Origin of the sequence: Streptomyces sp. ICC1 (assembly GCF_003287935.1) — a bacterium.
GTDB lineage: Bacteria > Actinomycetota > Actinomycetes > Streptomycetales > Streptomycetaceae > Streptomyces > Streptomyces tritrimontium.
In genome coordinates this window covers 5495619-5520730 of sequence record NZ_CP030287.1, presented here as the reverse complement: position 1 = coordinate 5520730, position 25112 = coordinate 5495619, and the positions used below count along the sequence as shown (strand labels likewise).

At 74.8% G+C, this 25112-nt stretch carries 20 protein-coding genes and 1 pseudogene; 8 read left to right on the top strand and 13 right to left on the bottom strand.

Going from position 1 to position 25112, the window contains the following annotated elements:
• Positions 1 to 213: 213 nt before the first annotated feature.
• From DRB96_RS25990 to DRB96_RS25975, 4 genes are read right to left on the bottom strand one after another with little or no spacing between them, the layout of a single operon-like run.
• Positions 214 to 897 carry a response regulator transcription factor gene (locus DRB96_RS25990; protein ID WP_112450632.1) on the bottom strand — a complete coding sequence of 228 codons (684 nt, stop codon included), beginning with the start codon at positions 895 to 897 and terminating at the stop codon, positions 214 to 216.
• On the bottom strand, positions 894 to 2234 hold the full coding sequence (locus DRB96_RS25985) for a sensor histidine kinase (protein ID WP_112450631.1): 1341 nt from the start codon (positions 2232 to 2234) through the stop codon (positions 894 to 896). The genes DRB96_RS25990 and DRB96_RS25985 overlap by 4 nt, the downstream gene beginning before the upstream one ends.
• A gap of 56 nt (positions 2235 to 2290) precedes the next feature.
• Positions 2291 to 2641, bottom strand: a complete 351-nt coding sequence (locus tag DRB96_RS25980) for a MerR family transcriptional regulator (protein ID WP_112450630.1) — start codon at positions 2639 to 2641, stop codon at positions 2291 to 2293.
• A gap of 18 nt (positions 2642 to 2659) precedes the next feature.
• Positions 2660 to 3415, bottom strand: a complete 756-nt coding sequence (locus DRB96_RS25975; protein ID WP_343234584.1) for a zinc-binding dehydrogenase — start codon at positions 3413 to 3415, stop codon at positions 2660 to 2662.
• 251 nt (positions 3416 to 3666) lie between these two features.
• Here DRB96_RS25975 and DRB96_RS25970 point away from each other — a divergent pair, with 251 nt between their 5' ends.
• Positions 3667 to 4614, top strand: coding sequence for an AEC family transporter (locus tag DRB96_RS25970; RefSeq protein WP_112450629.1), 948 nt, complete (start codon positions 3667 to 3669; stop codon positions 4612 to 4614).
• Positions 4615 to 4678: 64 nt separating this feature from the next.
• Positions 4679 to 5071: a hypothetical protein gene (locus tag DRB96_RS25965; protein WP_112450628.1), complete on the top strand. Its 393-nt coding sequence runs from the start codon at positions 4679 to 4681 to the stop codon at positions 5069 to 5071.
• On the opposite strand, the gene DRB96_RS25960 is transcribed toward DRB96_RS25965, so the two are convergent.
• From DRB96_RS25960 to DRB96_RS25950, 3 genes are all read right to left on the bottom strand, one after another.
• Positions 5025 to 5966 carry a trypsin-like peptidase domain-containing protein gene (locus DRB96_RS25960; RefSeq protein ID WP_162688622.1) on the bottom strand — a complete coding sequence of 314 codons (942 nt, stop codon included), beginning with the start codon at positions 5964 to 5966 and terminating at the stop codon, positions 5025 to 5027. The genes DRB96_RS25965 and DRB96_RS25960 overlap by 47 nt on opposite strands.
• A 10-nt stretch (positions 5967 to 5976) precedes the next feature.
• Positions 5977 to 7497 (bottom strand): FAD-binding oxidoreductase, encoded by a 1521-nt coding sequence (locus DRB96_RS25955; RefSeq protein WP_112450626.1) that lies wholly within the window; start codon positions 7495 to 7497, stop codon positions 5977 to 5979.
• Positions 7498 to 7624: 127 nt separating this feature from the next.
• Positions 7625 to 9244: an IucA/IucC family siderophore biosynthesis protein gene (locus DRB96_RS25950; RefSeq protein ID WP_112453711.1), complete on the bottom strand. Its 1620-nt coding sequence runs from the start codon at positions 9242 to 9244 to the stop codon at positions 7625 to 7627.
• A gap of 127 nt (positions 9245 to 9371) precedes the next feature.
• Here DRB96_RS25950 and DRB96_RS25945 point away from each other — a divergent pair, with 127 nt between their 5' ends.
• Both DRB96_RS25945 and DRB96_RS25940 read left to right on the top strand, forming a co-directional pair.
• Entirely contained in the window at positions 9372 to 10943 is a 1572-nt protein-coding gene (locus DRB96_RS25945; RefSeq protein WP_239517763.1) for an IucA/IucC family protein, read from the top strand.
• Between the two features lie 145 nt (positions 10944 to 11088).
• Positions 11089 to 11889 (top strand): winged helix-turn-helix domain-containing protein, encoded by an 801-nt coding sequence (locus DRB96_RS25940; RefSeq protein ID WP_112450624.1) that lies wholly within the window; start codon positions 11089 to 11091, stop codon positions 11887 to 11889.
• 15 nt (positions 11890 to 11904) lie between these two features.
• Here the strand turns inward: DRB96_RS25940 and DRB96_RS25935 are convergent, their stop codons facing one another.
• Complete coding sequence (locus DRB96_RS25935) at positions 11905 to 12768, bottom strand: GntR family transcriptional regulator (RefSeq protein WP_112450623.1); 864 nt, start codon at positions 12766 to 12768, stop codon at positions 11905 to 11907.
• Between the two features lie 230 nt (positions 12769 to 12998).
• On the opposite strand from DRB96_RS25935, the gene DRB96_RS25930 reads away from it, so the two are divergent.
• Positions 12999 to 14606 carry a beta-N-acetylhexosaminidase gene (locus DRB96_RS25930; RefSeq protein ID WP_112450622.1) on the top strand — a complete coding sequence of 536 codons (1608 nt, stop codon included), beginning with the start codon at positions 12999 to 13001 and terminating at the stop codon, positions 14604 to 14606.
• An 898-nt stretch (positions 14607 to 15504) separates the two neighbouring features.
• On the opposite strand, the gene xdhC is transcribed toward DRB96_RS25930, so the two are convergent.
• The 3 genes from xdhC to DRB96_RS25905 are packed head-to-tail and all read right to left on the bottom strand — an operon-like array spanning position 15505 to position 20286.
• Positions 15505 to 16371, bottom strand: coding sequence for a xanthine dehydrogenase accessory protein XdhC (xdhC, locus tag DRB96_RS25915; protein WP_112450621.1), 867 nt, complete (start codon positions 16369 to 16371; stop codon positions 15505 to 15507).
• Between the two features lies 1 nt (position 16372).
• A complete protein-coding gene (gene xdhB, locus DRB96_RS25910) occupies positions 16373 to 18772 on the bottom strand; it encodes a xanthine dehydrogenase molybdopterin binding subunit (protein ID WP_112450620.1) in 2400 nt (799 codons plus the stop codon).
• Complete coding sequence (locus tag DRB96_RS25905) at positions 18769 to 20286, bottom strand: FAD binding domain-containing protein (RefSeq protein ID WP_112450619.1); 1518 nt, start codon at positions 20284 to 20286, stop codon at positions 18769 to 18771. The genes xdhB and DRB96_RS25905 overlap by 4 nt, the downstream gene beginning before the upstream one ends.
• Positions 20287 to 20674: 388 nt before the next feature.
• Here DRB96_RS25905 and DRB96_RS44955 point away from each other — a divergent pair.
• Positions 20675 to 20767, top strand: a pseudogene (locus tag DRB96_RS44955) (TIGR00730 family Rossman fold protein); the annotation flags it as partial.
• On the opposite strand, the gene DRB96_RS25895 reads toward DRB96_RS44955, so the two are convergent.
• Positions 20734 to 21528, bottom strand: coding sequence for a helix-turn-helix transcriptional regulator (locus DRB96_RS25895; RefSeq protein WP_112453710.1), 795 nt, complete (start codon positions 21526 to 21528; stop codon positions 20734 to 20736). The pseudogene DRB96_RS44955 and the gene DRB96_RS25895 overlap by 34 nt on opposite strands.
• Before the next feature lie 144 nt (positions 21529 to 21672).
• On the opposite strand from DRB96_RS25895, the gene DRB96_RS25890 reads away from it, so the two are divergent.
• Complete coding sequence (locus tag DRB96_RS25890) at positions 21673 to 22407, top strand: SDR family oxidoreductase (RefSeq protein WP_112450618.1); 735 nt, start codon at positions 21673 to 21675, stop codon at positions 22405 to 22407.
• 486 nt (positions 22408 to 22893) lie between these two features.
• Here DRB96_RS25890 and DRB96_RS25885 read toward each other — a convergent pair whose 3' ends face one another.
• Complete coding sequence (locus tag DRB96_RS25885; protein ID WP_112450617.1) at positions 22894 to 23649, bottom strand: restriction endonuclease; 756 nt, start codon at positions 23647 to 23649, stop codon at positions 22894 to 22896.
• Between the two features lie 142 nt (positions 23650 to 23791).
• Between DRB96_RS25885 and DRB96_RS25880 the strand changes: the two genes are divergently transcribed.
• Positions 23792 to 24937, top strand: coding sequence for a glutamate--cysteine ligase (locus DRB96_RS25880; RefSeq protein ID WP_204357817.1), 1146 nt, complete (start codon positions 23792 to 23794; stop codon positions 24935 to 24937).
• The last annotated feature ends 175 nt before the right edge of the window (positions 24938 to 25112 follow it).

Genomic DNA, 25112 nt, shown 5'->3' with positions numbered 1-25112 from the left:
CCGTGGAGCCAAGTCGGATGTCATACCCCGGTAGGGGGTGGAGGAGAGAGCCGGGCCGCCGAGGCCGGAACGGAGGCCGGAGCGGAGGCCGGACCGAGTCCGGAACGGAGTCCGGAACGGAGGCCGGACCCGAGGCCCGGACCCGAGGCCCGGACCCGAGGCCCGGACCCGAGGCCCGGACCCGAGGCCCGGACCCGAGGCCCGGACCCGAGGTCAGGCCTTCGTGTCGCCCGGCCGCACCAGGCCCGCCTCGTAGGCGAAGATCACGGCCTGGGCCCGGTCCCGCAGGTCCAGCTTGCCCAGCACCCGACCGATGTGGGTCTTGACCGTCTGCTCGGCGAGCACCAGGTGCCCGGCGATCTCCTGGTTCGACAGCCCGCGCGCGATGAGCTCCAGTACCTCGGTCTCACGCGGGGTCAGCCCGTTCAGCCGCAGCGCCGGGTTCCCCCGCGCCGCCGGCCGCCGTTCGACGAAGTCCGCGATGAGCCGCCGGGTCACCGACGGCGCGAGCAGCGCGTCGCCCGAGGCGACCACCCGGACCGCCGCGATCAGGTCCGCCGGCGGGGCGTCCTTCAGCAGGAACCCGGAGGCCCCCGCGCGCAGGGCCTCGTACACGTAGTCGTCGATGTCGAAGGTGGTCAGCATCAGCACCTTCGGCCGGTGCACCACGCCCGGTGGCGGATCGAGGAGTTCACGGGCGGCGCTCAGCCCGTCCATCTCCGGCATTCGGACGTCCATCAGGACCACGTCGGGGTGGACGGTGCGCGAGACCTGGACGCCGGCCCGCCCGTCGGGCGCCTCGCCCACCACGTCGATGTCGGCCTGCGCCGACAGCAGCGCGGCGAACCCCGCCCGCACCATGGCCTGGTCGTCGACGATGATCACGCGGATGGTCAACTCTGTTCCTCTGCCGGGGTGTCCAGGGGTAGGCGGGCGGCGACCCGGAAGCCGCCGTCGGGCAGCGGACCGGTGTCCAGCGTCCCGCCCGTCAACCGTACGCGCTCGCGCATCCCCACCAGACCGTGCCCGGTGCCCGAGGTCTCCAGCGCCACCACCGCGTCCCGCGCCGGGCCGTTGACCACGAGCACGAGGACCTCTTCGGCGTCGAAGGTCACCGACACCCGGGTCGGCGCCCCCGGCGCGTGCCGCACCACATTGGCGAGGGCTTCCTGCACGATCCGGTACGCGGACAGGTCCACGGCCGGGGACGCCGCCTCCGCCGCCCCCGCGGCCAGCGCCAACTCCACCGGCTGCCCCGCCCGTACGGTCGCCTCCACCAGCTGCTGGAGCCGGCCGATCCCGGGCTGCGGGGCCCGGTCGCCACCGCCCGCCTCGTCCCCGCGCAGCACCGTCAGCAGCCGCCGCATCTCGCCCAGCGACTCGCGGGCGCTCGCCGCGATCGCGGCGAACTCCTCCCGCACCGGCTCCGCCATGCCGGGCAGCCGGTAGGGCGCGGAGTCGGCCTGCACCGTGATCACCGACATGTGGTGGGCGACCACGTCGTGCAACTCGCGGGCGATCCGGGCCCGTTCCTCCAGCAGGGTGCGCCGGGCCCGCTCGGCCTCGCTGATGCTCTCCTGCTCCGCGATCTTCTGCCGGGCGTCGCCGAGCCCGCGCAGTGCTCCCGTCAGCGCGAGCACGACACCGGCCAGCACGAACAGCAGGGCGACGGTGTTGGTCGCCCCGTCCGGGTGGAAGGCGCTCAGCAGCGCCCCCACCACCCCGGTCACCAGCCACACCCCGACCAGGGTCCGGATGGACTCGCGCAGCCCCAGACAGGCCATCAGCACCAGGTAGCCGATGATCACCATCGGCGTCCACGGCCAGGAGTGCCCGGACACCTCGTCGGCCCCGGTCAGCACGACGGCCCCGACGGTGTCCGCGAACAGGACCATGCCCCACGCGGGCAGCGGCCGGGTCACGGCGAGCATCAGCGGCACGGTCTGGGCCACGGCCAGGGCGCCGGCCCAGCCGCCGCCCGCCTTGTAGTCGTTGGTCAGCACCACGATCGTCACCGGCAGCAGTGACATCACGCACGCGGCGGTCACGGCGTACGGAAGCATCCGCTGCCAGGCCCTGGGCGCCTGCGCGAACAGCGGCTCGGCGGCCCGCGCGGGCGTGCGCAGCGCCACCGCGAACGCGCGCGGAGCCCGGGCGGCGGCGCCGGAGGCGGCGGCGACGGCCGCTTTGGCGGCGGCCGCGGATCGGGATCGGGATCGGGATCGTTCGCTCATGATCGGTCCAGCCTATGCGCCCCCGGCGACCCGTTCCGGTCACAGCAGTAGACGGCCTAGGAGGCGGCTCCGGCCCGCCGGGCGAGGGCCTCGCGCAGCCGGGTGAGCCGCTCGATCTGCGCGTCGAGCACGGCGAGCCGGTGCCCGACGACCCCGCCGGAGCCACAGGCCGGCGGCGGATCGGCCGCGAGCAGGTGCAGCCGGTCGGCGACGCCGCGCAGATCCTCCACGGTGAACCCGTGGGCCAGCAGATCGCGGATGATCCGGATCCTGGCCACGTCCGCGGCCCCGTACTCCCGCTGGCCGGCGGGGCTGCGCCCCTGCGGGACGAGCAGCCCGCGCTGTTCGTAGAACCGCAGGGCCCTGGGCGTGGTCCCCGCTGCCGCCGCCGCTTCACCGATCCGCATCCCGCGCCACTCCCCGCCCTACCCCCGCAACTCCACCACAACGGCACCGAAGTGCCGTCCTTCGACCAACTCCTGCAACGCCCGCGGAGCCGAATCGATGCCCGGGATCCGCACGTGCGGGAACCGGATGTCGCCGGCGCGCAGCCAGGCGCCGAAGCGCCCGGTCCACTCCTCCTCCACGTCCGGGTGGTCCGCTCCGCTGTACCCGCGCAGCGAGATGCCCTTGACGACCAGGCGGAAGGCGTCGATCTCCACCGGCGCGCTGCCCCCGGCCCGGCCCGCGGCCAGCTGCCCGGAGAGCGCGCCGACGGGCGCGAAGCGCGCGCCCTGCCGGGCGGCGCCGACGGCCGCGGCCAGTTGCTCGCCGCCCACCGTGTCCAGCAGTACGTCGATCCCCCCGGGCGCGGCCCCGGCGAGCCGCTCCGCGAACGGCCGCGCGGCGCCCCGCAGGACGACCGCGTCGTAGCCCAGTTCGGCGACGAGTCGTTCGGCCTTGTCCGGGGACCCGGTGGTGCCGATCACCCGGCCCGCACCCAGCAGCCGGGCCGTCTGGCCCGCCAGCGTGCCCACCGCGCCGGCCGCACCGGTGACCAGGACGCTGTCCCCGGGGCGGATCGCGGCGAGCCGGGTCAGCGCGCCGTACGGGGCCGACCCCTGGGCGAGGTGCGCGACGGGATCGGGCAGCGCGTCGCCCAGCGGGGTGCAGCCGGCCGCGGCCACCAGGGCGTACTCCCGCCAGCCGAGCATGTGCGAGACGAGCTCGCCGGGACGCAACGGGCTGTCGGCCGGCGCGGCGAGGACCTCGCCGACGGCGGGCCCGACCAGCGGGTCACCTCATCGGGCTCCTCGGCACGGCGTGGCCGGCGGCACGAGCGGGCGGCCACCGGGTGGGTGCGCCGACGCCAAACCCTGACCCGCACGTCAGGGTCAAGCCCGCGTGCGGTGCTCCGCGGGGCCCCTGACACGGGCGGCATAGACTGCGCCCGGCCGAGATGATCACGGGAGCGGCGGGGGAGCGGGCACACATGGGCGGGGCAGCCGCACTCGAGAAGCTGATACCGGTCGTACTGGCCTTCGGTGCCGGGGTGCTGCTCGCGCGTCGCAAGGCGGTGCCCGCCGAGGCCTCCAAGGCCTTCGCCGACTACGCCTTCCTCTTCGCCGTCCCGTGCTACCTGTTCGGCAACATCTACACCGCTGACCTCGGCGCCCTCTTCGACTGGCGGGCCATCGGCGGCTACGCGGCCGCCGCCGGCCTCGCGGTCGCGGCCGTCGCCGCCGCCACGGCACTGGCCGGACTGCGGGAGCCGCGCGCCGTGGCGCTGCGGGTGATGGCCGGGGTCCAGGTCAACACCGCCTACTTCGCGGTCCCCGTCTTCATCACCTTCTTCGGGACGGCGGCGCCGATCTTCCCGGTCCTGCTCTTCCAGGTGTGCGTCCTGTCGCTCGTGGTCATCTCCATCATGGAACTGGGCCGCGGCGGCCCGGGCGCCGGCAGCACCGGACAGCGCCTCGCCCGGGCCGTCGGCTCCTCGCTGGTCACCCCGCTGGTGCTCGCCTGCAACGCCGGGATCCTGCTCAACCTGCTCTCCGTGCGCGTGCCCGGAGCCGTCCTGGACGGGGCCGCCTTCGTCGGTGACAGCGCCTCCCCGGTGGCGCTCTTCGCCCTCGGCCTCCACCTCGGCGGCATCGGCCTCGGCCTCCGGGGCACCACGCGCGAGGAACTGGCGCTCATCGGCTTCAAATGCGTGCTCTTCCCGCTGCTGGCCTGGGCGGTGTGCGGGGGGCTGTTCGGGGTCCGGGGCGACTGGCTCACCTACCTCGTGCTGATCGCCGCGATGCCGACGCCGCAGAACACCTTCATCTTCGCCCAGCGCTACGACGTGGGCGTGGACCTCTCCGCCGCCGTCGTGATCAAGAGCTCCCTGGTGTCCCTCCTGCTGCTCCCCCTGTGGCTGCAGGCCGTGCCGCGGTAGACCCCGGCCGCCGATCCGCCGGGGGACCGTCGTTCCCCCGGCGGGCTCCGCTCGTTGACCGGGCATGGAGCTGCCGATCATCGCGGCGCCCGGCGTCGGGGAACGGGCCGACGCCGTGGCCGATGCCGCCTGCCACCTCTACGACACGATCGCGCCCTGGGGGCACGCCGCGCCCGGCGGCTGGAGCCGCGGCGCCGCCGAGGACGCCGCCGAGGCCATCGAGACGGCCGCGCACGCCCTGGCCCACGCCCACCCGCGCGCCGAGGTCATCCTCGGGCCGGTCCACACCGCCCTCGCCGACCTGCGCCGCCAGCTCGGCCTCGCCCCCGCCGAGCCGCTGACCGCGCAGGGGCTGCCGGAGACCCCGCGCACGGTGGGCAACCCGCGCCGCACCCGCTGGGTGCGGGTGCTCACGCCACCCGCGCCCCGGCGAGAGCCGTCTCGTACAACTTCCTGATCTCGGGGCCGAAGTAGGAGCTGTAGGAGGTGTCGGGGGTGTCCCCGCCCGTCTTCCAGCCGCCGATGACCCCGACCACGTCGCCCGTCTCGGTCCGCTCGTCGTAGCCGGTCAGGAACGGACCGCCGCTGGTCCCGCCCGGATAGCCGGTGCAGTCGATCCGCAGGAACGATCCCGGGATCCCCGGATCGGCGCTGGTGAACTTCGTCGTCCGGTTCACGCACAGCCGCGGCCGGGCCGCCGCGGCCGGATAGCCGATCAGCGACACCTTCTTGTGCGCGTACGCGGCTCCGGTGACCAGCCGGTTGCCGCCCACGACGTCCTCCACCGGGAACCCGTCGGCATCGGGGCCGACCTGGGCGAAGGCCACGTCGAGGGTGGCGCCCCGGTCCGCGCCGAGCTGCCGGTAGCGCGGATCGATCCACACCTTGGAGCGGCCTGCGGAGTCGCGCAGAATGGGGAACATCCCGTACGGCTGCGGGTTCCCGGCCGTGTACTGCGGTACGAAGGCCACCTGCCGGGCGTCGGTCCCCAGCAGGCAGTGCGCCGCGCTGAGCACCAGGTCGCGGCCGGGGGAGGCGACCACGCTCGCGGTGCAGAAGTACGCGCCGCCGCCCTTCATGACGAACATCCGCCCGACGACCGGGATCCCGTCGAAGTCCTGTCCGGTCCCGTCGCCCGCCGCCGGGGCGCCGCCGCGGGTGACCGGGACGGCGGACGCCATCCGGTCGGGGGTCCAGAAGGACTCCGCCTCCCGGGCCGACCACCGGCCGGCCGGAGCCGGGGCAGGGGCCAGGGCCGGGGCCGGGGCGTTCCCGGCCTCGGCGACGGGCAGCGGCCCGCCGGGGAGCAGCAGGCCGGCCGTCATGGCCGCCACCGTCAACACTCGTCGCACGTCGGTCTCCTTACACAGCCTGCGGGAAGCGGAAGAGCCGGTCGGGGTCGTAGGCGCGCCGGACCTCCTCGAGGCGGGCCAGATTCGGCCCGTAGTAGGCATCGCGCCAGCCGGCCAGCTTCGGGTCGGCGTAGTTCTGGTACGCGGACCCGCTCGCCCAGGGCCGCAGGTCCTGCCAGAGCGAGTCGAGCCAGCCCTGGTGCCGGCCGATGTCGGCCGCCGTCGCCGGAGCCGGCCAGTAGGCGAGGTACTGCGCGAGGAAGCCGGCGGAGCGGTGCGCGAAGGCGGTGGCGGTGGGCGCGGTCCGGTTGAGGGCGCCGCCGCACACACCGTCGAACTGGACCACTCCGAAACCGCCGCGCGGCACGCTCCCGGCGTAGCGCCCCACGGCCGCGAGCACCGCCGCCACGGCCGGCTCCGTCAGCCCGCGGGGGGCCCAGAAGTCCGAGCGGGCGGCGTAGGAGTCGCGGCCGAGGCGCCCCCGGGGGTCGTGTCCGGGCAGGGTGCCGGGGAGCCGGCACTCGGCGGGGCCCAGGTCGAGGCAGCCCGACATGGCCCGGACGGTGTCCCCGTGGCTCCGCACCACGGTCCAGCTGTCCCGCGGCGGCCGCCCGGCCAGGTCGGACAGGCGGGTCAGCTGCCGCTCCAGCTCACCGCGCCCGCCCTCCAGGCAGAGCACCCGCAGCGCCGGTGCACCGACCGGGCCGCCGTCGACGGTGAACTCCACCTGGCTCCAGAACGGGTCCGGGAGCGCCGCGAGCCAGCGCTGCCAGCCGCGCAGGACGGCGGCCGAGTCGGCCGGGGCCCAGTGCAGCTCGGCGAACGCGCAGGCGCCGACGGGATGGGCGAGGAAGCGGAAGCCGGTGACCACGCCGAAGTTGCCGCCCCCGCCGCCGCGCAGGGCCCAGAACAGCGCCGGGTCGTCGTCGGCGCCGACCTCGCGGACCGTCCCGTCGGGGGTCACGACGGTCGCCCCGGTGAGCCGGTCGCAGGTGGCGCCGTGGAACCGGGAGGCCAGGCCCAGCCCGCCGCCGAGGGTGAGCCCGGCGATGCCGACGGAGGGGCACAGCCCGGCCGGCACGGCCAGGCCCCGGGCGGCGAGGGCGGCGTTCACCTCGCCGAGCCGGGCGCCCGCGCCGATCCGCACGTCGGTTCCGGAGGCGGAGACCTCCGCCATGGCCCCCGCGTCGATCACGAGCCCGCCCTCGCGGGTGGACCAGCCGGCGTAGCCGTGTCCGCCGCCGCGCGGCACCACGGGGACGGCCGAGCGCCGGGCGAAGTCCAGGCAGGCGGCCACGTCGCCCGGGTGCGCGGGGTAGGCCACCGCGCCCGGCCGAACCGTGTCGTAGCGGGGCTGGAAGAGCCTGCGGGCTTCGGCGTAGTCCGGGTCGGCCGCCGTCACCACCCGGCCGTCGAGGGAGCGGGCCAGCGCGCCGAAGTCCGGGTCCCGAGCGCGCCGGCCCGCCGCGCCGAGGGAGGCGAGTGCGCCGGCGGCGCCGGCCGCGAGGACCTGGCGGCGGTGGAGGCTCATCCCTCCTTCCTGCCACCGCCGTGCCCGTTCGGGGCGAAGGCGGGCCCACGGGGGCCGAGTTGCCCCCCGAACGGCCCACACCCGGACGCCGCGGCGCTGGAGTGCCGGTCTGGACCCCGCCCCGGGATCAGCCCCCCGTCAGCGGATTGTCCAGCTCGGCCCACTGGTCGCCCGGGACCCCGGGGCTCAGCCGCATCAGGGTCAGCGCCTTGGTGGGCAGCGCTCCGCGCAGCAGTGCCTCCGTGTCGGCCGTGGCCGCGAGCCCGGGCGCCGCCGCCGCGAGGTCCGCCGCGAGCGCGGCGGCCGAACCGGCCGTGGAGCCGAACGCGCCGGCCACCAGGGACCCGAAGAGCTTGCGCCGCAGGGCGGTCACGTCGTCGGTGACCAGCCGACCCGTCAGCGGGGGCACCGGCAGGCCGTGGCGGGCCAGCCGGGCCGGGCTGATCCGGATGTCGGCGAGATCGCGGTAGACCAGGCGCAGCGGGGTGCCGTCGGCGGCCAGGACGACCAGCAGGTTCTGGCCGTGCGCCTCCAGGGCCACCCCGAGGTCCAGCACCCGCAGGCACACGGACAGGGCGAGGCGGGCGAAACCGGCCCGCCAGGGCGCGGAGCGCGCGTACGGGGTGAGGGCCAGCGCGGCGACGGGCAGCACGCGTTCGCCCGCGCCGACGTCCGCGTACGCCTCGGGGGGCTCGCGGAGCACCGCGGCCAGGTCCGGGGTGTGCGCGGTGACGGCGCCGAGGGTGCGGGTGATGTGCAGGCGGCCGTCGAGCCGCTCGGACAGGCCCTGCGCGAAGGCGGAGACCGCGGCGGCCGTCTCGACGGAGTAGGCGGAGATGTCCCGCACGGAGGAGGTGAGCCGGGTGCTCAGCGCGGTCTTGACGTGCGGCCCGCCGTCGGCGGGGGACAGGGTGCGCAGGGCCATCAGCGGGTGCGCGGCGGGACCGGGCCGGACCTCGTGCCCCGCCGGTCCCCCCTGCTTGAAGACGTGCTCGGCCTGCCACGGATGGACCGGCAGGAGGATCCGCCCGCCCTCCCGCCAGGCGTCCGGCCAGTCCCCGGCGACCAGGCACTCCTCGGCCCGTACGGAGGCCAGCCCGAGGGTGACCAGGGGCCGGTGCTCGGGCGCGTACGCCAGCTGCTCGGCGACCGTGAAGCCCGGCCGGGAACGGCAGTTGGGGTGGTACGGATGCCCGTCGACGATCCGCTGCTCCCACTCCCAGGTGGTCCGGGGCGCGGGGTCCGGCCCGGCCGGCTGCCCGGCCCGGGACAGGGCGAGCGAGGCCGTGCTGTCGTCGAGCTCGGCGGCGAACTCCTCCCCGTGCGGCACCCCGAGGGCCGCCACCAGGGCGGCGGCCCCCCGGTGGGGGCGGCCGTCGAGCAGCAGCTCGGTGACGTACGGCGCCGTCGCGTACGGGTCCGCCGCCGGGCCCTCCAGCAGCGCGCCCGAGGCGAGGCGCAGCGCGAGGGAGCCGGGGCCCGGCTTCCGGTGCGCGATCCAGGGCAGCGGTTCGCAGGCGAGCGCCCGCCACAGCCGGGTCAGCACGGCGGCGCGCGCGCCGGGCAGGGCGGCGGCGTACGCGCCGGGCAGTGGGGCGGCGTACGCGCCGGGCAGTGCGGCGGCGTACGCGCCGGGCAGTGCGGCGGCGTACGCGCCGGGAAGTGCGGCGGCGCGCGCGCCGGGCAGCGCGGATCCGGCCAATTCGGCGGCCACGGCCTCTTCGGCGGGGGTGGCGGGGAGGTGCATGCTGGGGTCCAGGGCCTTGATCCTCTCGGATGACGTGATGATCACTTCATCATCGCGGATACTGAAGATCACGGCCGGTGGTACGCCCCGCGCGCCGCCGGCACACCGGTTGTACCGAATGGAATCCGTGGACCTCAACGCCGCCGACACTGCCGTCGACAACGCTGCCCGCAGCGCTGCCGCCGATGCCTACGCATCCGCGCCACTGTTGAACTGCCTGCTCAGAGAGGCGGCCGAGTCCGCCGAGGGCGGTGCGGGTGTGTACCGGCTGCTCGGCAGCGGGCGGCTGATGCGGGTGGGCGGCGGCCGGCGGCCGGCCGGGCCCGAGCTGCGCACGGCGGACGGCTGGCATCCGCTCAGCCACACCGAGCTGGTCAAACTGGTCTCCGACGAACTGCTCCAGTACACCGGGGTGTCCAACGACGAGCTCCCGGTGGAGATCGCCGACAGCCGCGAGACGGTCGCCGCGCTGCTGACCGCCCGGGCGGCGGCCGAGCCCCCGGCGGACCCGTACGTCCGCTCCGAGCAGGCCCTGGTGATGGGGCACCCGCACCATCCGGCGCCCAAGGCGCGGGGCGGTGCCCCGGCCGCGGGCTGGCTGCCGTACGCGCCCGAGGCGCACGCCCGGTTCCCCCTGGTCTTCCTGGGGCTGCGGGAGGACCAGGTGGTGGAGGAGGGCGGATCCGGGGCGGCGGCGGCGATCGACTCCCTCGTGCGGACCGCCGGCGGCCCGCACCCGCCCGCGGGCTACCGACTGCTGCCCGCGCACCCCTGGCAGCTCGACCTGGTCGGGGGCCGGCCCGCGGTGCGCGAGGCCTTCGAGGACGGACGGCTGCTGCGGCTGGGGACCGGACGGCTCCCGGTCTGGCCGACGGCGTCGATCCGGACCCTGTACGTCCCCGGCGGCGGCCCGGACGCCGACCTGTTCGTGAAGTTCAGCCTCGACGTGCGGATCACCAACGACGTGCGCCGGCTCTGGCGGCACGACCTGCTGGGGCTGCGCCGCACGGACGCGGCGACCCTGGCGGGCTTCGCGGACCTGCGCCGGTCCGGATCGCGCGCGGCCTGGCTGCCCGACCGGGGCTACCGTACGGCCGCCTTCGCCTTCGAGGAGCTCGCGGTCCTGGTCCGCGACGGGCTGCGGGCGCACGCGGAGCCGGGGCTGACGCCCCTGCTGGCGGCGGCCCTGGCGGAGGGCTACCCGGGCAGCCCGCTCACGGCCGCCGCGGACCCGGCCGCGTGGTGGCGGGCGTACCTGCGCGAGGTGGTGCCGCCCGTGCTGTACCTGTTCGCCCGGCACGGCGTCGTCCTGGAGGCCCACCTGCAGAACACCCTGGTCGCCGTCGACGCCGAGGGCATGCCCGCGCAGGCGCTCTTCCGGGACGCGGAGGGCGTCAAACTCCTGCCGGACACGGAGCGCGGAGCCGCCTGGCAGCGCCTCGTGTACTGCCTGGTGGTCAACCACCTGACCGAGGTGGCGGGCGCGCTCGCGCAGGACCACCCCGCGGCGGCCGGAGCCCTGTGGCCGGCGGCCCGAGAGGAGTTCCGGCGCTTCGACGCGGCCCACGGGCTCCCCGAGATCGAGTCCCTGCTGGCCTCCCCGACGCTCCCGGCCAAGACCAACCTGCTGCTGCGCTGGACCAGGGCCGACGGGGCGGACGCCCGCTACCTGCCGCTTCCCAACCCCTTGCACGGCTGAGGGGGCCCGGCGGGCCGCAAGCGGCAGGCAAGGTTCCGGCCAATCGGGGCCGGTTGTCGGCACCCGTCTCACCTAAAGGTATAGACCAATGCTACGTTGGTCGGGCAGACCGCGCAGTCCTTGACCTCCCGTCAGAGGAGAAGCCATGCCCTCCCCTTCGCGGGGTGGCGGCCAGGCCGCCATGCCCAAGTACCAGCGGATCGCCGCAGCGCTGCGGCACGAGATGGACCGCACCGCCCTCACCCCCGGAGCCAGACTGCCCTCCGAGCGCAGCCTGGCCGCCCGCTACCAGGTCAACCGGCAGACCATCCGGGCCGCCCTCCAGCACCTGCGCGAGGACGGCCTCGTCGTCACCGGGCGCCGCGGCACCCGCACCGCCTTCCCCGAGCCGGCGCCGCGGCCCCCGGCCGCCGTCCCCGCGCGGGTGGCGGCGCCGGCGCCCGCAGGTCCGCCCGCACCGGCACCGGCGCCCGCCGCCGGACCCGCGCAGAACTGGCTCACGCTCGTCACCCTGGCTCCCGCGCTCGCCGATCAGCTCGGCATGCGCGGCGGTGAGCGGACCCTGGTCCACCACCACCGCGAAACCGGCCCGGGGGGCCAGACGCGGCGGCACGAGGTGACGTACCTCTGCCCGCGCGCCGTGGACGGGGCGCCGGAACTCGCCCGCTACCGCGACCGCGCGGCGGCCGGTGTCCGGGACGAGGACCTGGGTGCCCTGCACCGGTGGCTGGAGCGGGCCGCGAACGGCGGCCGGGTCGCGGAGACCATCACCATGACCCGGACCAGCTTCCCCCAGGCCCCCGCCCCCGCGGGAGGGCTCTCCGTGCGCCGCACCCTGCACGACGTCTCCGGCAGGCTGCTCGCCGTCACCGACCTCGCCTTCCCCGGCTGGGACCGGCTGACCTTCGACCGCTCCCACCCGGCCATCGGCTTCCGGGTGACCTAGTGCTGTGACCGGAAGTTACGCGCCGGTGTGGATGTCCCCCGAGGTGGTGGAGGTGATGACGGCCCGCCGGCCCAGATCGCCCGGCGGGATCCCCGGGTGGTGGCCGTCCGGCCGTCCGGCCCCCGGGGACGTCCCGAGCGCGAGGCGCGAGACGATCCGGTAGCGGTCGCCGCGGTAGACGGAGTGCACGTACTCCACGGGGCGCCCGGTGGAGTCGGTGGTGAGCCGCTCGATCAGCAGGGCGGGGGAGAGCAGCGGGACGTCCAGCAGGCCGGCCTCCGCCTCGTTCACCACGGTCGGCTCGATGGACTGCTGCGCCTCGTGCACGTACACGCCGTGGTGGTCGCGCAGGTGCTCGTAGAGGTCGCCGGCCTCCAGCTCGGCCGGGGTCAGGGCGGGCACCAGGGCGGCCGGGATGTGCAGGTGCTCGATCGCCATCGGGGCCCCGTCCACCAGCCGCAGCCGGGCGACGTAGAGCAGCTGCGCGCCGGGCGAGATGCGCAGCCGGCGGCCGATGCGCGCGCCCGCCTGGACGGTGGACTGCTCCAGGATCCGGCTGGACCAGTGTCCGGCGGCCTGCCGCATCGCGAACGCCGCCTCGGCGGCGGCCAGTTCCTGGGTGATCTTGGCCGGGGCGACGAACATGCCGCGCCCGTGCTCCCGTACGAGGACGCCCGTGGCCACGAGTTCGTCCACCGCCGCGCGCAGGGTGGGGCGGGAGACCTCCAGGGTGGCGCACAGGGTGCGCTCCGAGGGGATCGCGTCGCCGGGCCGCCGGACGTCGATGAGGCCCAGCAGGTGCTCGCGGACCCGCTCCCGTTTGAGCACCAGCCCCGACGCTGCGGCTGCGCGGTCAGAGTCGGATGCGCCGTTCTCCATGGCCGGACTCCGTTTCCCTCTGGTCACCTGTCCAACTGGTCATGTGCATCTAACCATTCGGTCGGTGATCGGCGCGAGGTCTCTGCGGAAAATACCGGGAGCGCGCGGGGTTGACGGCGAACACGGGCCGTGTCACCTTCTAGCCACTCAGCTAACCAATTGGTCAGTTGGTCAACTCGCTGGTCAAGGTGGCGAGTTGTCTCCACGACCAGGTGAGGAACCTCGACGCCGTGCCCGCAGCCGCCCTCCGCCCCGACCTCGCGCTCGTCCCGCGCCCCGACTCGGTCACCACCCAGCCCGGACGCTTCCCCCTGGACCACCGCACCGGACTGCGGGCCGGTCCCGGCGCCGGGGCGGCGGCCGACCTCCTGCGCGAACTGCTCACCCCCGCCACCGGACTGCCGCTGGCGCCTGACCCCGAGGGGCGGATCTCCTTCCTGCTGGCCCCCGGCGAGCGGGCCCTCGGAGCCGAGGGGTACTCCCTCACCGTCCGACCCGAGGCGGTCCTGCTCCTCGCCGCCCGGCCCGAGGGGCTGCTGCGCGGGGTCCAGACCCTGCGCCAGCTGCTGCCGCCCGAGGCGCTGGCCGCCACCGGGTCGTTGGCCGGCGGGGAGCGGCCCGGCGGGGGTGCGCGGACCCGTACGCCCGCCCCCGACTGGTCACTTCCCTGCGTACGGATCATCGACCGGCCCCGGTTCGCCTGGCGCGGAGCCATGCTGGACGTGGCCCGCCACTTCCAGCCCGCGGACTACCTGCGGCGCTTCGTGGACCTGCTCGCCCTGCACAAGCTCAACGTCCTGCACCTGCACCTCACCGACGACCAGGGCTGGCGGATGCCGGTCGCCGCCCGCCCCCGGCTCACCGAGATCGGCGGCCGCCGGGCCGAGAGCGCGGGCGACGGCATCCCGCACGAGGGCGCCTACACCCGTGCCGAACTGGCCGGGCTCGTCGCCTACGCGGCCCGGCGCGGGGTGAGCGTCGTCCCCGAGATCGAGATGCCCGGCCACGCCCGCGCCGCCCTCGCCGCCTACCCCGGACTCGGCAACCGGCCCGGTGTCCGGCTGGAGCCGTGGACCCGCTGGGGAGTCTGCGAGAACGTCTTCGGCGTCCACGACGGTGTCCTCGACTTCTGCCGGGAGGTGCTGGACGAGGTCGCCGACGTGTTCCCCGCCCCCTACGTCCACATCGGCGGCGACGAATGCCCCCGCGTGGAATGGGAGCGCTCGCCGGCCGCCCGGGCCCGGGTCGCAGCCGAGGGCCTGTCCGGACCGGGCGCCCTGCACGGCTGGTTCCTCGACTCCGTCGCCGCGCACCTGGCCCGGCTCGGCCGGCGCCCCCTCGGCTGGACCGACACCGGCGCCGAACTCCCCGCCGCCTTCACCGCGATGGCGTGGCGCGACGCGGACCACGGGCGCGCCGCCGCGCTGCGTGGCCACGACGTGATCATGGCCCCGTACCGCTCCACCTACCTCGACTACCCGCAGTCCGCCGACCCCGGCGAGCCGCGCGGCCAGGACGGCGTGCTCGACCTGCGTGGCGTCTACGACAACGAGCCCGTTCCCGCGCACTGGGAGCCCGAGGCCGCGCGCCGGGTCCTCGGCACCCAGGCGCAGCTGTGGACCGAGTACGCGCGCACCCCGGCCGAGCTCGAGTACCTGGCCTTCCCCAGGCTGTGCGCCCTGGCGGACACCGCCTGGTCGGCGCACCGCGACTGGCCGGACTTCCGCCGCCGGCTGGACCGCCACCAGACCCGGCTCGCCGCCCTCGGCGTGCGAGGCCGATCCCCGCAGCACCCCGTCCTGCAGCACCCCGTCCCGCAAGCCCGGGACACTCCTTGATCGCGATTCCCGACGGACCCTAGGAGTCGGGCCCCGCGCACGGGAACCGCCTCGCCGCGATGGCCACGAACCTGCAACACGGCCGCAATGCCGGACCGGGATCGGCGGGGGCCCGGTGCCGGTCGCGGGGCCGTGCCCGTCTCGGCGCCGTGCCGGGCGCGCCTCCGTGGCCCCCCGCCGGGCCTCCGCCGGGAACCCCCCGGCCGCCCCCGTACCCCGCCCCCCCCGCCTGCCCGCCCTGAGCCAGAACCGCTTCCCAGCCGCCCGCGTCCGCCAGGAGGTCCCGTGCCGGTCGGCGGCACACGTCCGCGGACCGGCGATCGAGGAGGGCTTCGGCGGCCGGTGTCCAGGCGACGATCGTCCCGGCACCGTCCAGCAGTGCCGCGGCCGTGTTCGTGACAGCGAAGGGATAGTCCTGGTTGCTCTCAGTGGCGCGCATGCGTGCCCATCTCGTCCGCGGGTCCCGCTCCGCCCATGCTGGTCGATGTCCGCGGCGAGGGCCAGGGGCGTTACGCCATCCGGGCTCAGGCCTCGTCGGCCGGGAGGGCGTACAGGCGAACGAGGAGGTGCGTACGCCCGGTTTCCGGATCCAGCCGGCCGCGGGCGACTTCGGCGACCGGATCTGGCAGGGGGTCTTCAAAAGGGGGGCGCCGGGCGGACGCCTACCTCAGCGCGTGGGACCAGCCGCGCCGCCCCAGGATCGGCGCGGCACCGTCATCGTGGTGCCCGGCCGGGGGAGACCCGGGCCACGTACGCGCGCTTCGGCAAGCGGCTCGCGGCCGACGCCCACCGGGTGCGGGTCGTCGACCCGCCGCGGTCCGGCGCCGAGGCCCCGGCACACCGGCTGGCCCAGGCCGTCCGGCCGTCGGCGCAGTGACCGCGCAGCCCCCGTGCCCGGTCACGGGGCGGACGCGACCGCCTGTTCCGGCAGCACGGCAACGGTGTTCGCCACCGCCCAGTGGCGGTCCTCCTCGAAGGCCCGGAGCAGGTCCGCCGCGACGCTCACCGCGATCGTGGCGGGTTCCTTGCCCGTGATCTCGGTCAGTCCGATCGGGGTCTTGATCCGGTCGATGGCCGTGGCGTCGTGGCCGCCCTCGGCGGCCAGGCGTTGGCGGAACCGCGCCCACTTCGCGGACGAGCCGATCAGACCGATCGAGCCGAGACCGGCGGTGCGCAGGGCGGCGTCGCACAGTGCGGCGTCCTCGGCGTGGTCGTGGGTCATGATCAGGACGTGGGTGCCGGGCGGCAGCTCCGCCAGCACCTCCTCCGGAAGCAACGGGGTGTGGTGGACGTGGACCTGCGCCACCGCGTCCGACAGCACGCCGAGCCGTTCGTCGGTGAGCATGTCGGGGCGGGAGTCGACGAGGTGCAGGTCGAGGTCGTGACGGGCCAGGATGCGCGCCAGTTCCAGCCCGACGTGCCCGACGCCGAAGACGGCCACCGCCTGGACCACCGGCAGCGGTTCGAGCAGCACGGTGACGGCTCCGCCGCAGCACTGCACGCCGTGCCGGCCGGTGACCTTGTCGTTCAGGGCGAACTCCATCAGCTCCGGCTCCGGATCGGCCGCGCCGGTCAGCTCGCGCGCCCGGTCGATGGCGACGGCCTCGATGTTGCCGCCGCCGATCGAACCCCACGTCCCGGTCCGGCCCACGACGAGCTTGGCACCGGCCCGGCGGGGCGCGTGGCCGCGCACGGTCGCGACGGTCACGAGCACGCCGGGTTCCCGGAGTGCTCGCAACCGCGCGACCGCGGCGACCCAGCTCATGTCAGGCATGGCTCAAAGCGCTTGAGCCGTACGGGGCTTCGCCCGCGACGGGCGGATGACCGCCGCCGGGCACGCCACCCCCGCGGACTCCCTCGATCGCCCAGTACACGGCCTCGGGCGTGGCCGGCGAGGCCAGTTCCACGCTGACTCCCGCGGGCCCGAACGCCGCGGCCGCCTGCCGCAGCGCCTCTCGCACCGAGAAGGCCAGCATCAGCGGGGGCTCACCGACCGCCTTGGACCCGTAGACCGCACCCTCCTCCGTGGCGTTCTCCAGCAGCTTGACGTTGAACTCCTCGGGCATCTCCGAGAAGCTCGGCAGCTTGTACGTGCTCGCCGCCTGGGTCAGCAGCCGGCCGCGGTTCGGCCCGTCACCGGCGTCCCAGCGCATGTCCTCGAGGGTCAGCCAGCCCGCGCCCTGCACGAATCCGCCCTCGACCTGACCGATGTCGATCATCGGCGAGAGGCTGTCGCCCACATCGTGGACGATGTCCACCCGCCGGATCCGGTACGCGCCGGTGAAGCCGTCCACCTCCACCTCGGTCGCCGCGGCGCCGTAGGAGAAGTACTTGAACGGCGAGCCGTGGAACGCCTTCGCGTCCCAGTGCAGGCCCTCGGTCCGGTAGAAACCGGCGGCCGACAACTGGACCCGCTGGAAGTACGCGGTGCGCACCAGGTCGTCCCAGGCCAGCTCCTTGTCGTTGCCGAGGACCCGTGCGACGCCCTCCACGATGCGCACGTCCGAGGCGTTCGCGCCGAGCTGGGTGCCCGCCACCTGGAGCAGCCGCTCGCGGATCTGCTCGCAGGCGTTCTTCACCGCCGCGCCGTTGAGGTCCGCCCCGGCACTGGCGGCGGTGGCGGAGGTGTTGGGCACCTTGTCGGTGCGCGTCGGGGCCAGCCGCACCTTGTGCAGCGGGATGCCCAGGGTGGTCGCGGCCACCTGCAGCATCTTGGTGTGCAGGCCCTGCCCCATCTCGGTGCCGCCGTGGTTGATCAGGACCGAGCCGTCCTTGTAGACCAGGACGAGTGCGCCGGCCTGGTTGAAGGCGGTGAGGTTGAAGGAGATCCCGAACTTGATCCCGGTGATCGCCAGCGCCCGCTTGGTGTTCGGGTGCGCGGCGTTGAAGGCCGCGATCTCGCGGCCCCGTTCGGCGACGGCGGCGTCCTCCCGGACCTGCCGCCAGATGACGGAGATGCGTTCGGGACGGGGCACCGGCTGTCCGTACGGCGTGGACTGGCCCTGCCGGTAGAAGTTGCGCTCGCGCAGCTCCATCGGATCCAGGCCGAGCAGTGGCGCGCACCGGCCCATGATGTCCTCGATCACCAGCATGCCCTGGGGTCCGCCGAAACCGCGGAAGGCGGTGTTGGAGACCTTGTTGGTCTTGGCGATGCGGCCGGCGACGCGTGCGTTGGGGATCCAGTAGGTGTTGTCGATGTGGCACAGCGCACGGGCCACCACGGGCTCGGACAGGTCCAGGCTCCAGCCGCCGTCCGCGGTCAAGGTGGCGTCCAGGGCCTGGATGCGGCCCTCGGCGTCGAAGCCGATCTTCCACGAGGCGTGGAACCCGTGGCGCTTGCCCGACATGGTCAGGTCCTGGGTCCGGTTGAGCCGTACCCGAACCGGCCGGCCGGTGAGCAGCGCGCCGAGCGCGGCGACGGCCGCGAACCCGTGCGGCTGCATCTCCTTGCCGCCGAATCCGCCACCCATCCGCAGGCACTGCACGGTCACCTCGTGGCTGTGCAGCCCGAGGACGTGGGCGACGATCTCCTGCGTCTCCGAGGGATGCTGGGTGCTGCTCTGGACGAACATCTGCCCGTTCTCGTCGACGAGCGCGAGCGCCGCGTGCGTCTCGAGATAGAAGTGTTCCTGGTCGGAGAACTGGAACTCGCCGGTGAACACGTGCGCGGAGTCCTCGAAGCCCGCGTCGACGTCGCCGGCCAGCATCAGGGGCCGGGCGCCGTGGAAGCTCCCGGTCTCGATCGCTTCCCGCAGCGTGATCACGGAGGGCTGCTCGTCGAGGTCCACCTCAACGGCCGCCGCGCCGAGCCGGGCCGCCTCCAAGGTCTCGGCCAGTACCCAGGCGACCGCGTGGCCGTGGAACATGACCGCGTCGGGGAACAGCGGTTCGTCGTGCTTCATCCCGGCGTCGTTGACGCCGGGCACGTCGGCGCCGGTCAGTACGCGGACCACACCGGGCACGGCGAGCGCGGGCTCGGTGCGCAGCGCCGTGATCCTGCCGTGGGCCTTCATGACCTGGACCGGGTAGGCGTGCAGCACGTCCTTGGTGCGGTGGACCAGGTCGTCGGTGTAGAGCGCCGCACCGGTGACGTGCAGGTTGGCACTTTCGTGCGGCATCGAAACCCCGACGACGGGCTTTTCGGGACGCTGGGACAACTGGCTCATGACGACACCGCCTCGGGGGTTCGCGCGTACAGCTTGAGCAGGCTCTGGCCGAGCATCGCGGAGCGGTAGCCGGCGCTGGCGCGGTGATCGTCCATCGGTGTGCCCTCGGCCCGCAGGACCTGGGCCGCGGCCTCGACGGTCCGCGCCGACCAGTCCCTGCCCTCCAGCGCCGCCTCGGTGGTGAGGGCGCGGATCGGGGTGGCGGCCACGCCGCCCAGGCCGATGCGCGCCTTGCGGACGATCCCGTCCTCGATGTCGAGGGCGAAGGCGACCGCCACGCTGGAGATGTCGTCGAAACGACGCTTGGCGATCTTGTGGAAGGCCGTGACCGGCGACAGCGGCAGCGGGACGCGCACCGCGCGGATCAGCTCGCCGGGACGGCGCACGCTCTGCCGGTAGCCGGTGAAGTAGTCGGCCAGGGGGACCTCGCGCTCGCCGTCGGCGTCGGCCAGCAGCAGCGAGGCCTCCAGGGCGAGCAGCACCGGAGGGCTGTCACCGATGGGGGAGCCGGTGCCCAAGTTGCCGCCGAGGGTTGCACTGTTGCGGATGAGCCGGGACGCGAACTGCGGGAACAGCTCAGCCAGGAGCGGGACGCTGCCGTCGAGGCGGCGTTCGATCTCGGTGAGCGTCTGCGCCGCCCCGATCTCGATGTGGTCGGATTCGACGCGCAGCTCACGCAGTTCGGGCAGCCGGTCGACCGCGACCACGCAACGGGCGCGGCGGGACCGGATGTTCACCTCCACCCCCCAGTCGGTGCTGCCGGCGACCACGACGGCCTCGGGCCGCTCGCGCAGCAGCCGCACCGTTTCGGCCAGGGTGCCCGGCCGCAGGAACGCGCTGTCGCCCTGGGCGTACTCGGTGGCGGCCGGCGCGGGCGGGGACTCCTCGCGCCGCTGCGCCAGTACGTCGTCCTCGGCGGGCGAGCCGACGGCGAACGCCGCGTCGCGGATCGGGCGGTAGCCGGTGCAGCGGCACAGGTTCCCGCTCAGCGCGTGCAGGTCGAAGCCGTTCGGACCGTGCTCGGAGTCGGTGCCGCCGGTCGAGTCCGAGTCCGAGTCCGAGTCCGAGTCTGAGTCCGGCTTCGACTCCGACTCCGGCTGCGCGTGCGCGCAGCGGTCGGGCCGGTAGTACTCGGAGGCCATGCTGCAGATGAACCCCGGTGTGCAGTAACCGCATTGGGAGCCGCCGCGGACGGCCATCTCCTCCTGTACGGGGTGCAGCGCGGCGGGCGCGCCGGGTGCGCCGGCGGTGGCGAGGCCCTCGGAGGTGACGACCTCCTGGCCGTCGAGCGAGGCGACCGGCACCAGGCAGGCGTTGACCGCCACCCAGTCCGTGGGCTTCTTCACCCCGGGCCGCGCCACCAGGACCGAGCACGCACCGCATTCACCCTCGGCGCAGCCCTCCTTGGTGCCGGTGAGGCCGCGCTCGCGCAGGAAGTCCAGCACCGTGGTGTGGGCGGCGGCCGGTGAAAGCGGTGCTTCTTTCCCGTTGACCGTGATCCGCGCCGCTACCATGGCAGGTCCTCGTTCCGGGGCGCGGTCGATCTGACTGTCCTAGTCGCCATTTCAGGAGCTTTCTATTTCAGTGGTCGCAGCTCGATAACGCGCAGCGCGACGAACCGGCACGCGATGAGGTGCCGTAAGTGGTGACAGAGAGGGGGGAGGTCCCGGGGCCGTGATCGGGCACGCCGGGAAGGGGGCTGTTCAGCAGCCGTGTGCTACGCGACCCGGAGCCCAGGCGATCTGGTGTGCGAGGCGAAGCGCCTTGGAGGGGGTTGACATCCGGCTTCGCCTCCTTCCAGTGCTCACGAGCGGGTGGCGTCGAAGTTACGCGGCGAAGATTGATCGGTCAAGCAGATGTCGTACCGGTCGGCCGCGCGCGACGTCACCTCCGCGCCGGCGCCTGCCCGTGCCGCTGACCGACCTGGTCTTCTTCGCCGAGGACGCCGTCACGGCATTCGCCTATCTGGAGGAGAGCGTGGGCGCGGAGGGCTGAGCCTGGTAGACGATGAGTTGTTGGCCCGGGGCGGCGCGGACGTCGAAGGACTGGTACGTCACGGTCAGCGGGCCGGCCGACGGGTGGTGCAGGCGTTTGGTGCCCTCGGTCTTGCCCAGGACGTCGTGCGTGGTCCACAGGCGGGCGAAGTCCGGGCTTTCGGCGGTCAGGGCGCGGACGAGGGACCACAGGCGCGGGTCGTCCGGTGTGATGCCGGAAGCCTGCCGCAGGTGGGCCGCGGTGGCCCGGGCCGTGGCGGTCCAGTCGGTGTAGAAGTCCCGGCCGGCCGGGTCGAGGAAGACCATGCGCGCCAGGTTGTCCGCCGGTGCGAATGGTGAATGCAGGGCCTTGGCGCGGGAGTTGGCCGCCAGGATGTCCAGGGTGGCGTCGATGACGAACGCCGGGTCGTCCGGGAAGCCGTTCAGGAGCCGGCGCAGCGCCGGGCCGATCCGGGCGGTGGCCGGGCGGTCGGCCGGCCCGTCGGCCGGGGGTGCGCCGGCCAGGCGGTGCAGGTGCGCGCGGGGCTCGGGCGCCAGGCGCAGGGCCCGGCCGAGGGCGTCGAGGACTTGGGGCGAGGGATGGCGTTCGCGGCCCTGCTCCAGCCGGGCGTAGTAGTCCGCGTTCACTCCGGCCAGGTCCGCGACCTCTTCGCGGCGCAGGCCGGCGACCCTGCGTACGCCGTGGCTCGCCATGCCGACGTCCCGCGGCCCCAGGGCCGCCCTGCGCGCGCGGAGGAACTCCCCGAGTAGATTGCCGGTCACGGTCACGGTCATGGCCACAGGCTAGGGCGTGCGGGGGCGTACTGCCTGGGTGTGCTGCGTCCTGGTTGGCCGGCCGCCGCTTGCGCAGACTCGGTCGGGCGGAGGCATCCGTGTCGAACGTTTCGAACGAGGAGTGGGGCAGGCATGAGGAACGAGGCCAAGGTCGTGGCCATTACCGGAGCGAGCAGCGGGATCGGGGAGGCGACGGCCCGTCGGCTCGCCGCCGACGGCCACCGGTTGTTCCTGGGCGCACGGCGCACCGATCGGCTCGATGCGCTGAGCCGGGAGATCGGCGGGGCGGGCGGGACCGCGGCCTTCCGGCGGCTGGATGTCACCGACGCCGTTGACGTACGGGCCTTCGTGGCCGCCGCCCGGGAGCGCTACGGCCGGGTGGACGTGATGGTCAACAACGCCGGAGTGATGCCGCTCTCGCCGCTGGACGCGCTGAAGGTCGAGGAGTGGGACCGGATGATCGACGTGAACGTACGGGGCGTGCTGCACGGGATCGCCGCAGCCCTGCCCGTGATGCGCCTCCAGGGCGGCGGGCACTTCGTGAACGTCGCCTCCGTCGGCGCGTACGAGGTGTCGCCCACCGCGGCCGTCTACTGCGCCACCAAGTTCGCCGTCCGGGCCGTGTCCGAAGGGCTGCGCCAGGAGTCGGACGGCTCCGTGCGGGTCACTCTGGTCTCCCCGGGCGTGACCGAGTCCGAGCTGGCCGAAGGGATCTCCGATCCCGACGCGAGGGAGGCGATGAAGGCCTATCGGGCCGTGGCGCTGCCGGCGTCCGCCATCGCCGACGCCATCGCCTATGCCGTCGCCCAGCCGGCCGGGGTCGACGTCAACGAGATCGTCGTCCGTCCGGCCGCGAGTGCCCGGTGACCGGCGGGACGTCCGAGGACCTGCTGCGCCGACTGCGGGTCCTGGTCGCCGCCGCCGAACGGCGGGATCCAGATCGCCCGGGGCGGCCAGAGCCGCTCCGGGCAGGGCCACGGCGAGCGCCAGGCCGAGGGCCACCGCCGCGCCGATCCGGTCGGCGCGGCGGCGGCCGCCGCCTCTCGCGACCCGTCCCCGACCCTTGCGCGCACCATCCGCGGATGTCGACATGCCAACCCCTCTGCCGCTGCTCGCCCTGCCTCCGGTCACCCTTCGTGACGGGCCACAGCTTCCGGCCAGTGCGGTGGCGGGACCTCGGCGGCTCGCCGGACTCGCGCCGCCGGAGACGACGGTTCCACCCGACCGCCGTACCTGTGCGCCGTACCCGACCGGTGAATCGAGAAGACGAGACGGTCCGGCTCGAGCTCGCCCGTCAGGGCCGCCGCCGGCTAGCCCGGGGCCCGGCCGTCGCCGGGGCCCGGGCCCCACCGGTCAGGTCGCGGACACCCGGGCGGTGTCATCAGGGCCGCCCGGTTCCCAGGGCGGGGACGAGGCCAGGCCGGTCCAGGCGGCCAGGGCTTCGCCGTCGACGCAGACGATGCCGCGGACGGCGGCGTAGTCGAGCGCCGGGGCGGTGTAGGAGCTCGTGGTGACGACGATCGCGACGTCGGCTTCGTGGACGGCGAAGCAGGTGCCGCCGAAGCGCTGCAGGTCCTGCGAGCCGACGCGGTTGGTGTCGGCGTAGTGCTTGCACTGGACGACGACGCGCAGTCCGTCCCGGGTCGTGGCGATCACGTCGGCGCCCAAGTCGCCCGCGCCGCCCACCACTTCCACGGACGTGCAGCCGTCGCGCGCGCACAGCGCCGCTATCGTGTGCTCGAAGCCGTCGGCGTCGACCGCGGCGTGGTCCAGCGCACCGGCACTGACGTCCGGTACCGGGCTCGCCCCGATCGGATCCTCCGGCTCCGTGCGCGGTGCCGGGTGGCGTACGGGACGGGCCCGGGCCCGGGCGCGGCGCCGCACGGGCGGCACGGTCCACCTGGCCAGCGCCACCCCGGCCGCGAGGACCACGGCCGTGACGACGGGTGCGACCGGGGCCCCCGCTCCGGCTCCCGCGGCCGCCTTGAGGAAGATGACCAGGCCGCCCACGCAGATCCCCGGGAGACCCACGGCCAGCACCACGTCGCGCCAGAACGCCGTGGAACCGCGCTCGGCCGTCCTCCTCGTGCCTTCCCCCGGCAACGTCATGCAGGAGCCCCCCCTCGACAGCTCCTCGTCTGACCCGGATCTCGGCCCGCAAACGCCCTGGTCGGCGGCCATCCCACCGCATGGTCGGGACGGGGCAGGGCAGGCGCGGGGCGATGGAGACGGCGAACCGATGGGCGGCGGCATGCGAACCGTGGGCGTGGAAGAGGAGCTGTTGCTGGTGGACGCCGACAGCGGCGAGCCGCTGGCCCTGTCGGGGGCCGTACTGGCGGCCGCGGACCGGTCGGCGGCCGGAGAGCGGCCGCGGGGCGGCGAACCGCCGGGGCACACCTTCGAGAAGGAACTGCAGAAGGAGCAGCTGGAGTTCGCCACCAGACCCGTGGCGGAGATGGGCGAGCTCCTGGAGGAGATCACCCGCAGCCGGGCGGCGGCCGCCCGGCACGCCGCGTCCGCCGGGGCGCTGGTCGCGGCCCTCGGCACCTCCCCGCTGCCCGTACGGCCCTCGCTGAGCACGGGCAAGCGGTACGAATGGGTCGGCGAGCAGTTCGGCCTGACCGCGCAGGAGCAGCTGACCTGCGGCTGCCACGTCCACGTGTCGGTCGAGTCGGACGAGGAGGGCGTCGCGGTCCTGGACCGGATCCGTCCGTGGCTGCCCGTCCTGACCGCGATGAGCGCGAACTCGCCGTTCTGGCAGGGCGAGGACAGCGGGTACGGCAGCTACCGCAGCCGGGTGTGGAACCGGTTGCCGTCGGCCGGGCCCACGGACGTCTTCGGGTCCGCCGACCGCTACCACGAGCAGGTGCGCGCCATGCTCGACACCGGCGTGCTGCGCGACGCGGGGATGGTGTACTTCGACGCCCGGCTGTCCGCCGCCTACCCGACGGTGGAGGTCAGGGTCGCGGACGTCTGCCTGGAGGCGTCGACCCCCGTCCTCCTGGCGGCCCTGGTGCGCGGCCTGGTCGAGACCGCCGCCCGTGCCTGGCGGGACGGACAGCCGCCGGCCAGGATCGGCACGGGACTGCTGCGGCTCGCGGCCTGGCGCGCCGGCCGCCCGGGGCTGGACGGCCCGCCCATCGACCCCGGGACGATGCGCGAGACGTCGCCCGCGGGGGCCGTCGAGGCGCGCCACGCCCACGTGCGCGAAGCCCTGGCCGACCACGGCGACGAGGAACGCGTCCGGGAGGGCATCGCCCGCCTCCTGGAGCGGGGCAACGGGGCGCGCGTCCAGCGCGGGCTGCTGCGTACGGAGGGCACCCTCGGTGCCGTGGCGACCCGCTGCGCGGAGATCACCGCCGGCGCCGCCGTCCCGCCGCGGCCGGCCGCGAGCTGACCGCACTCGGCTCCGCTCCGGCCGGCAAACCTCGCCGGCCGCACCACTAGTGCTGTGACCGGAAAGGTCCACCGGGTCGCGGCGCCCGGCACGGCACCTCGCCGCGGTGTCGGACCACACCGGTACGTCCAGTACGAGGCGTGGCCCTCCGTCCGGGGGCCCCTCCCAGCGGTAG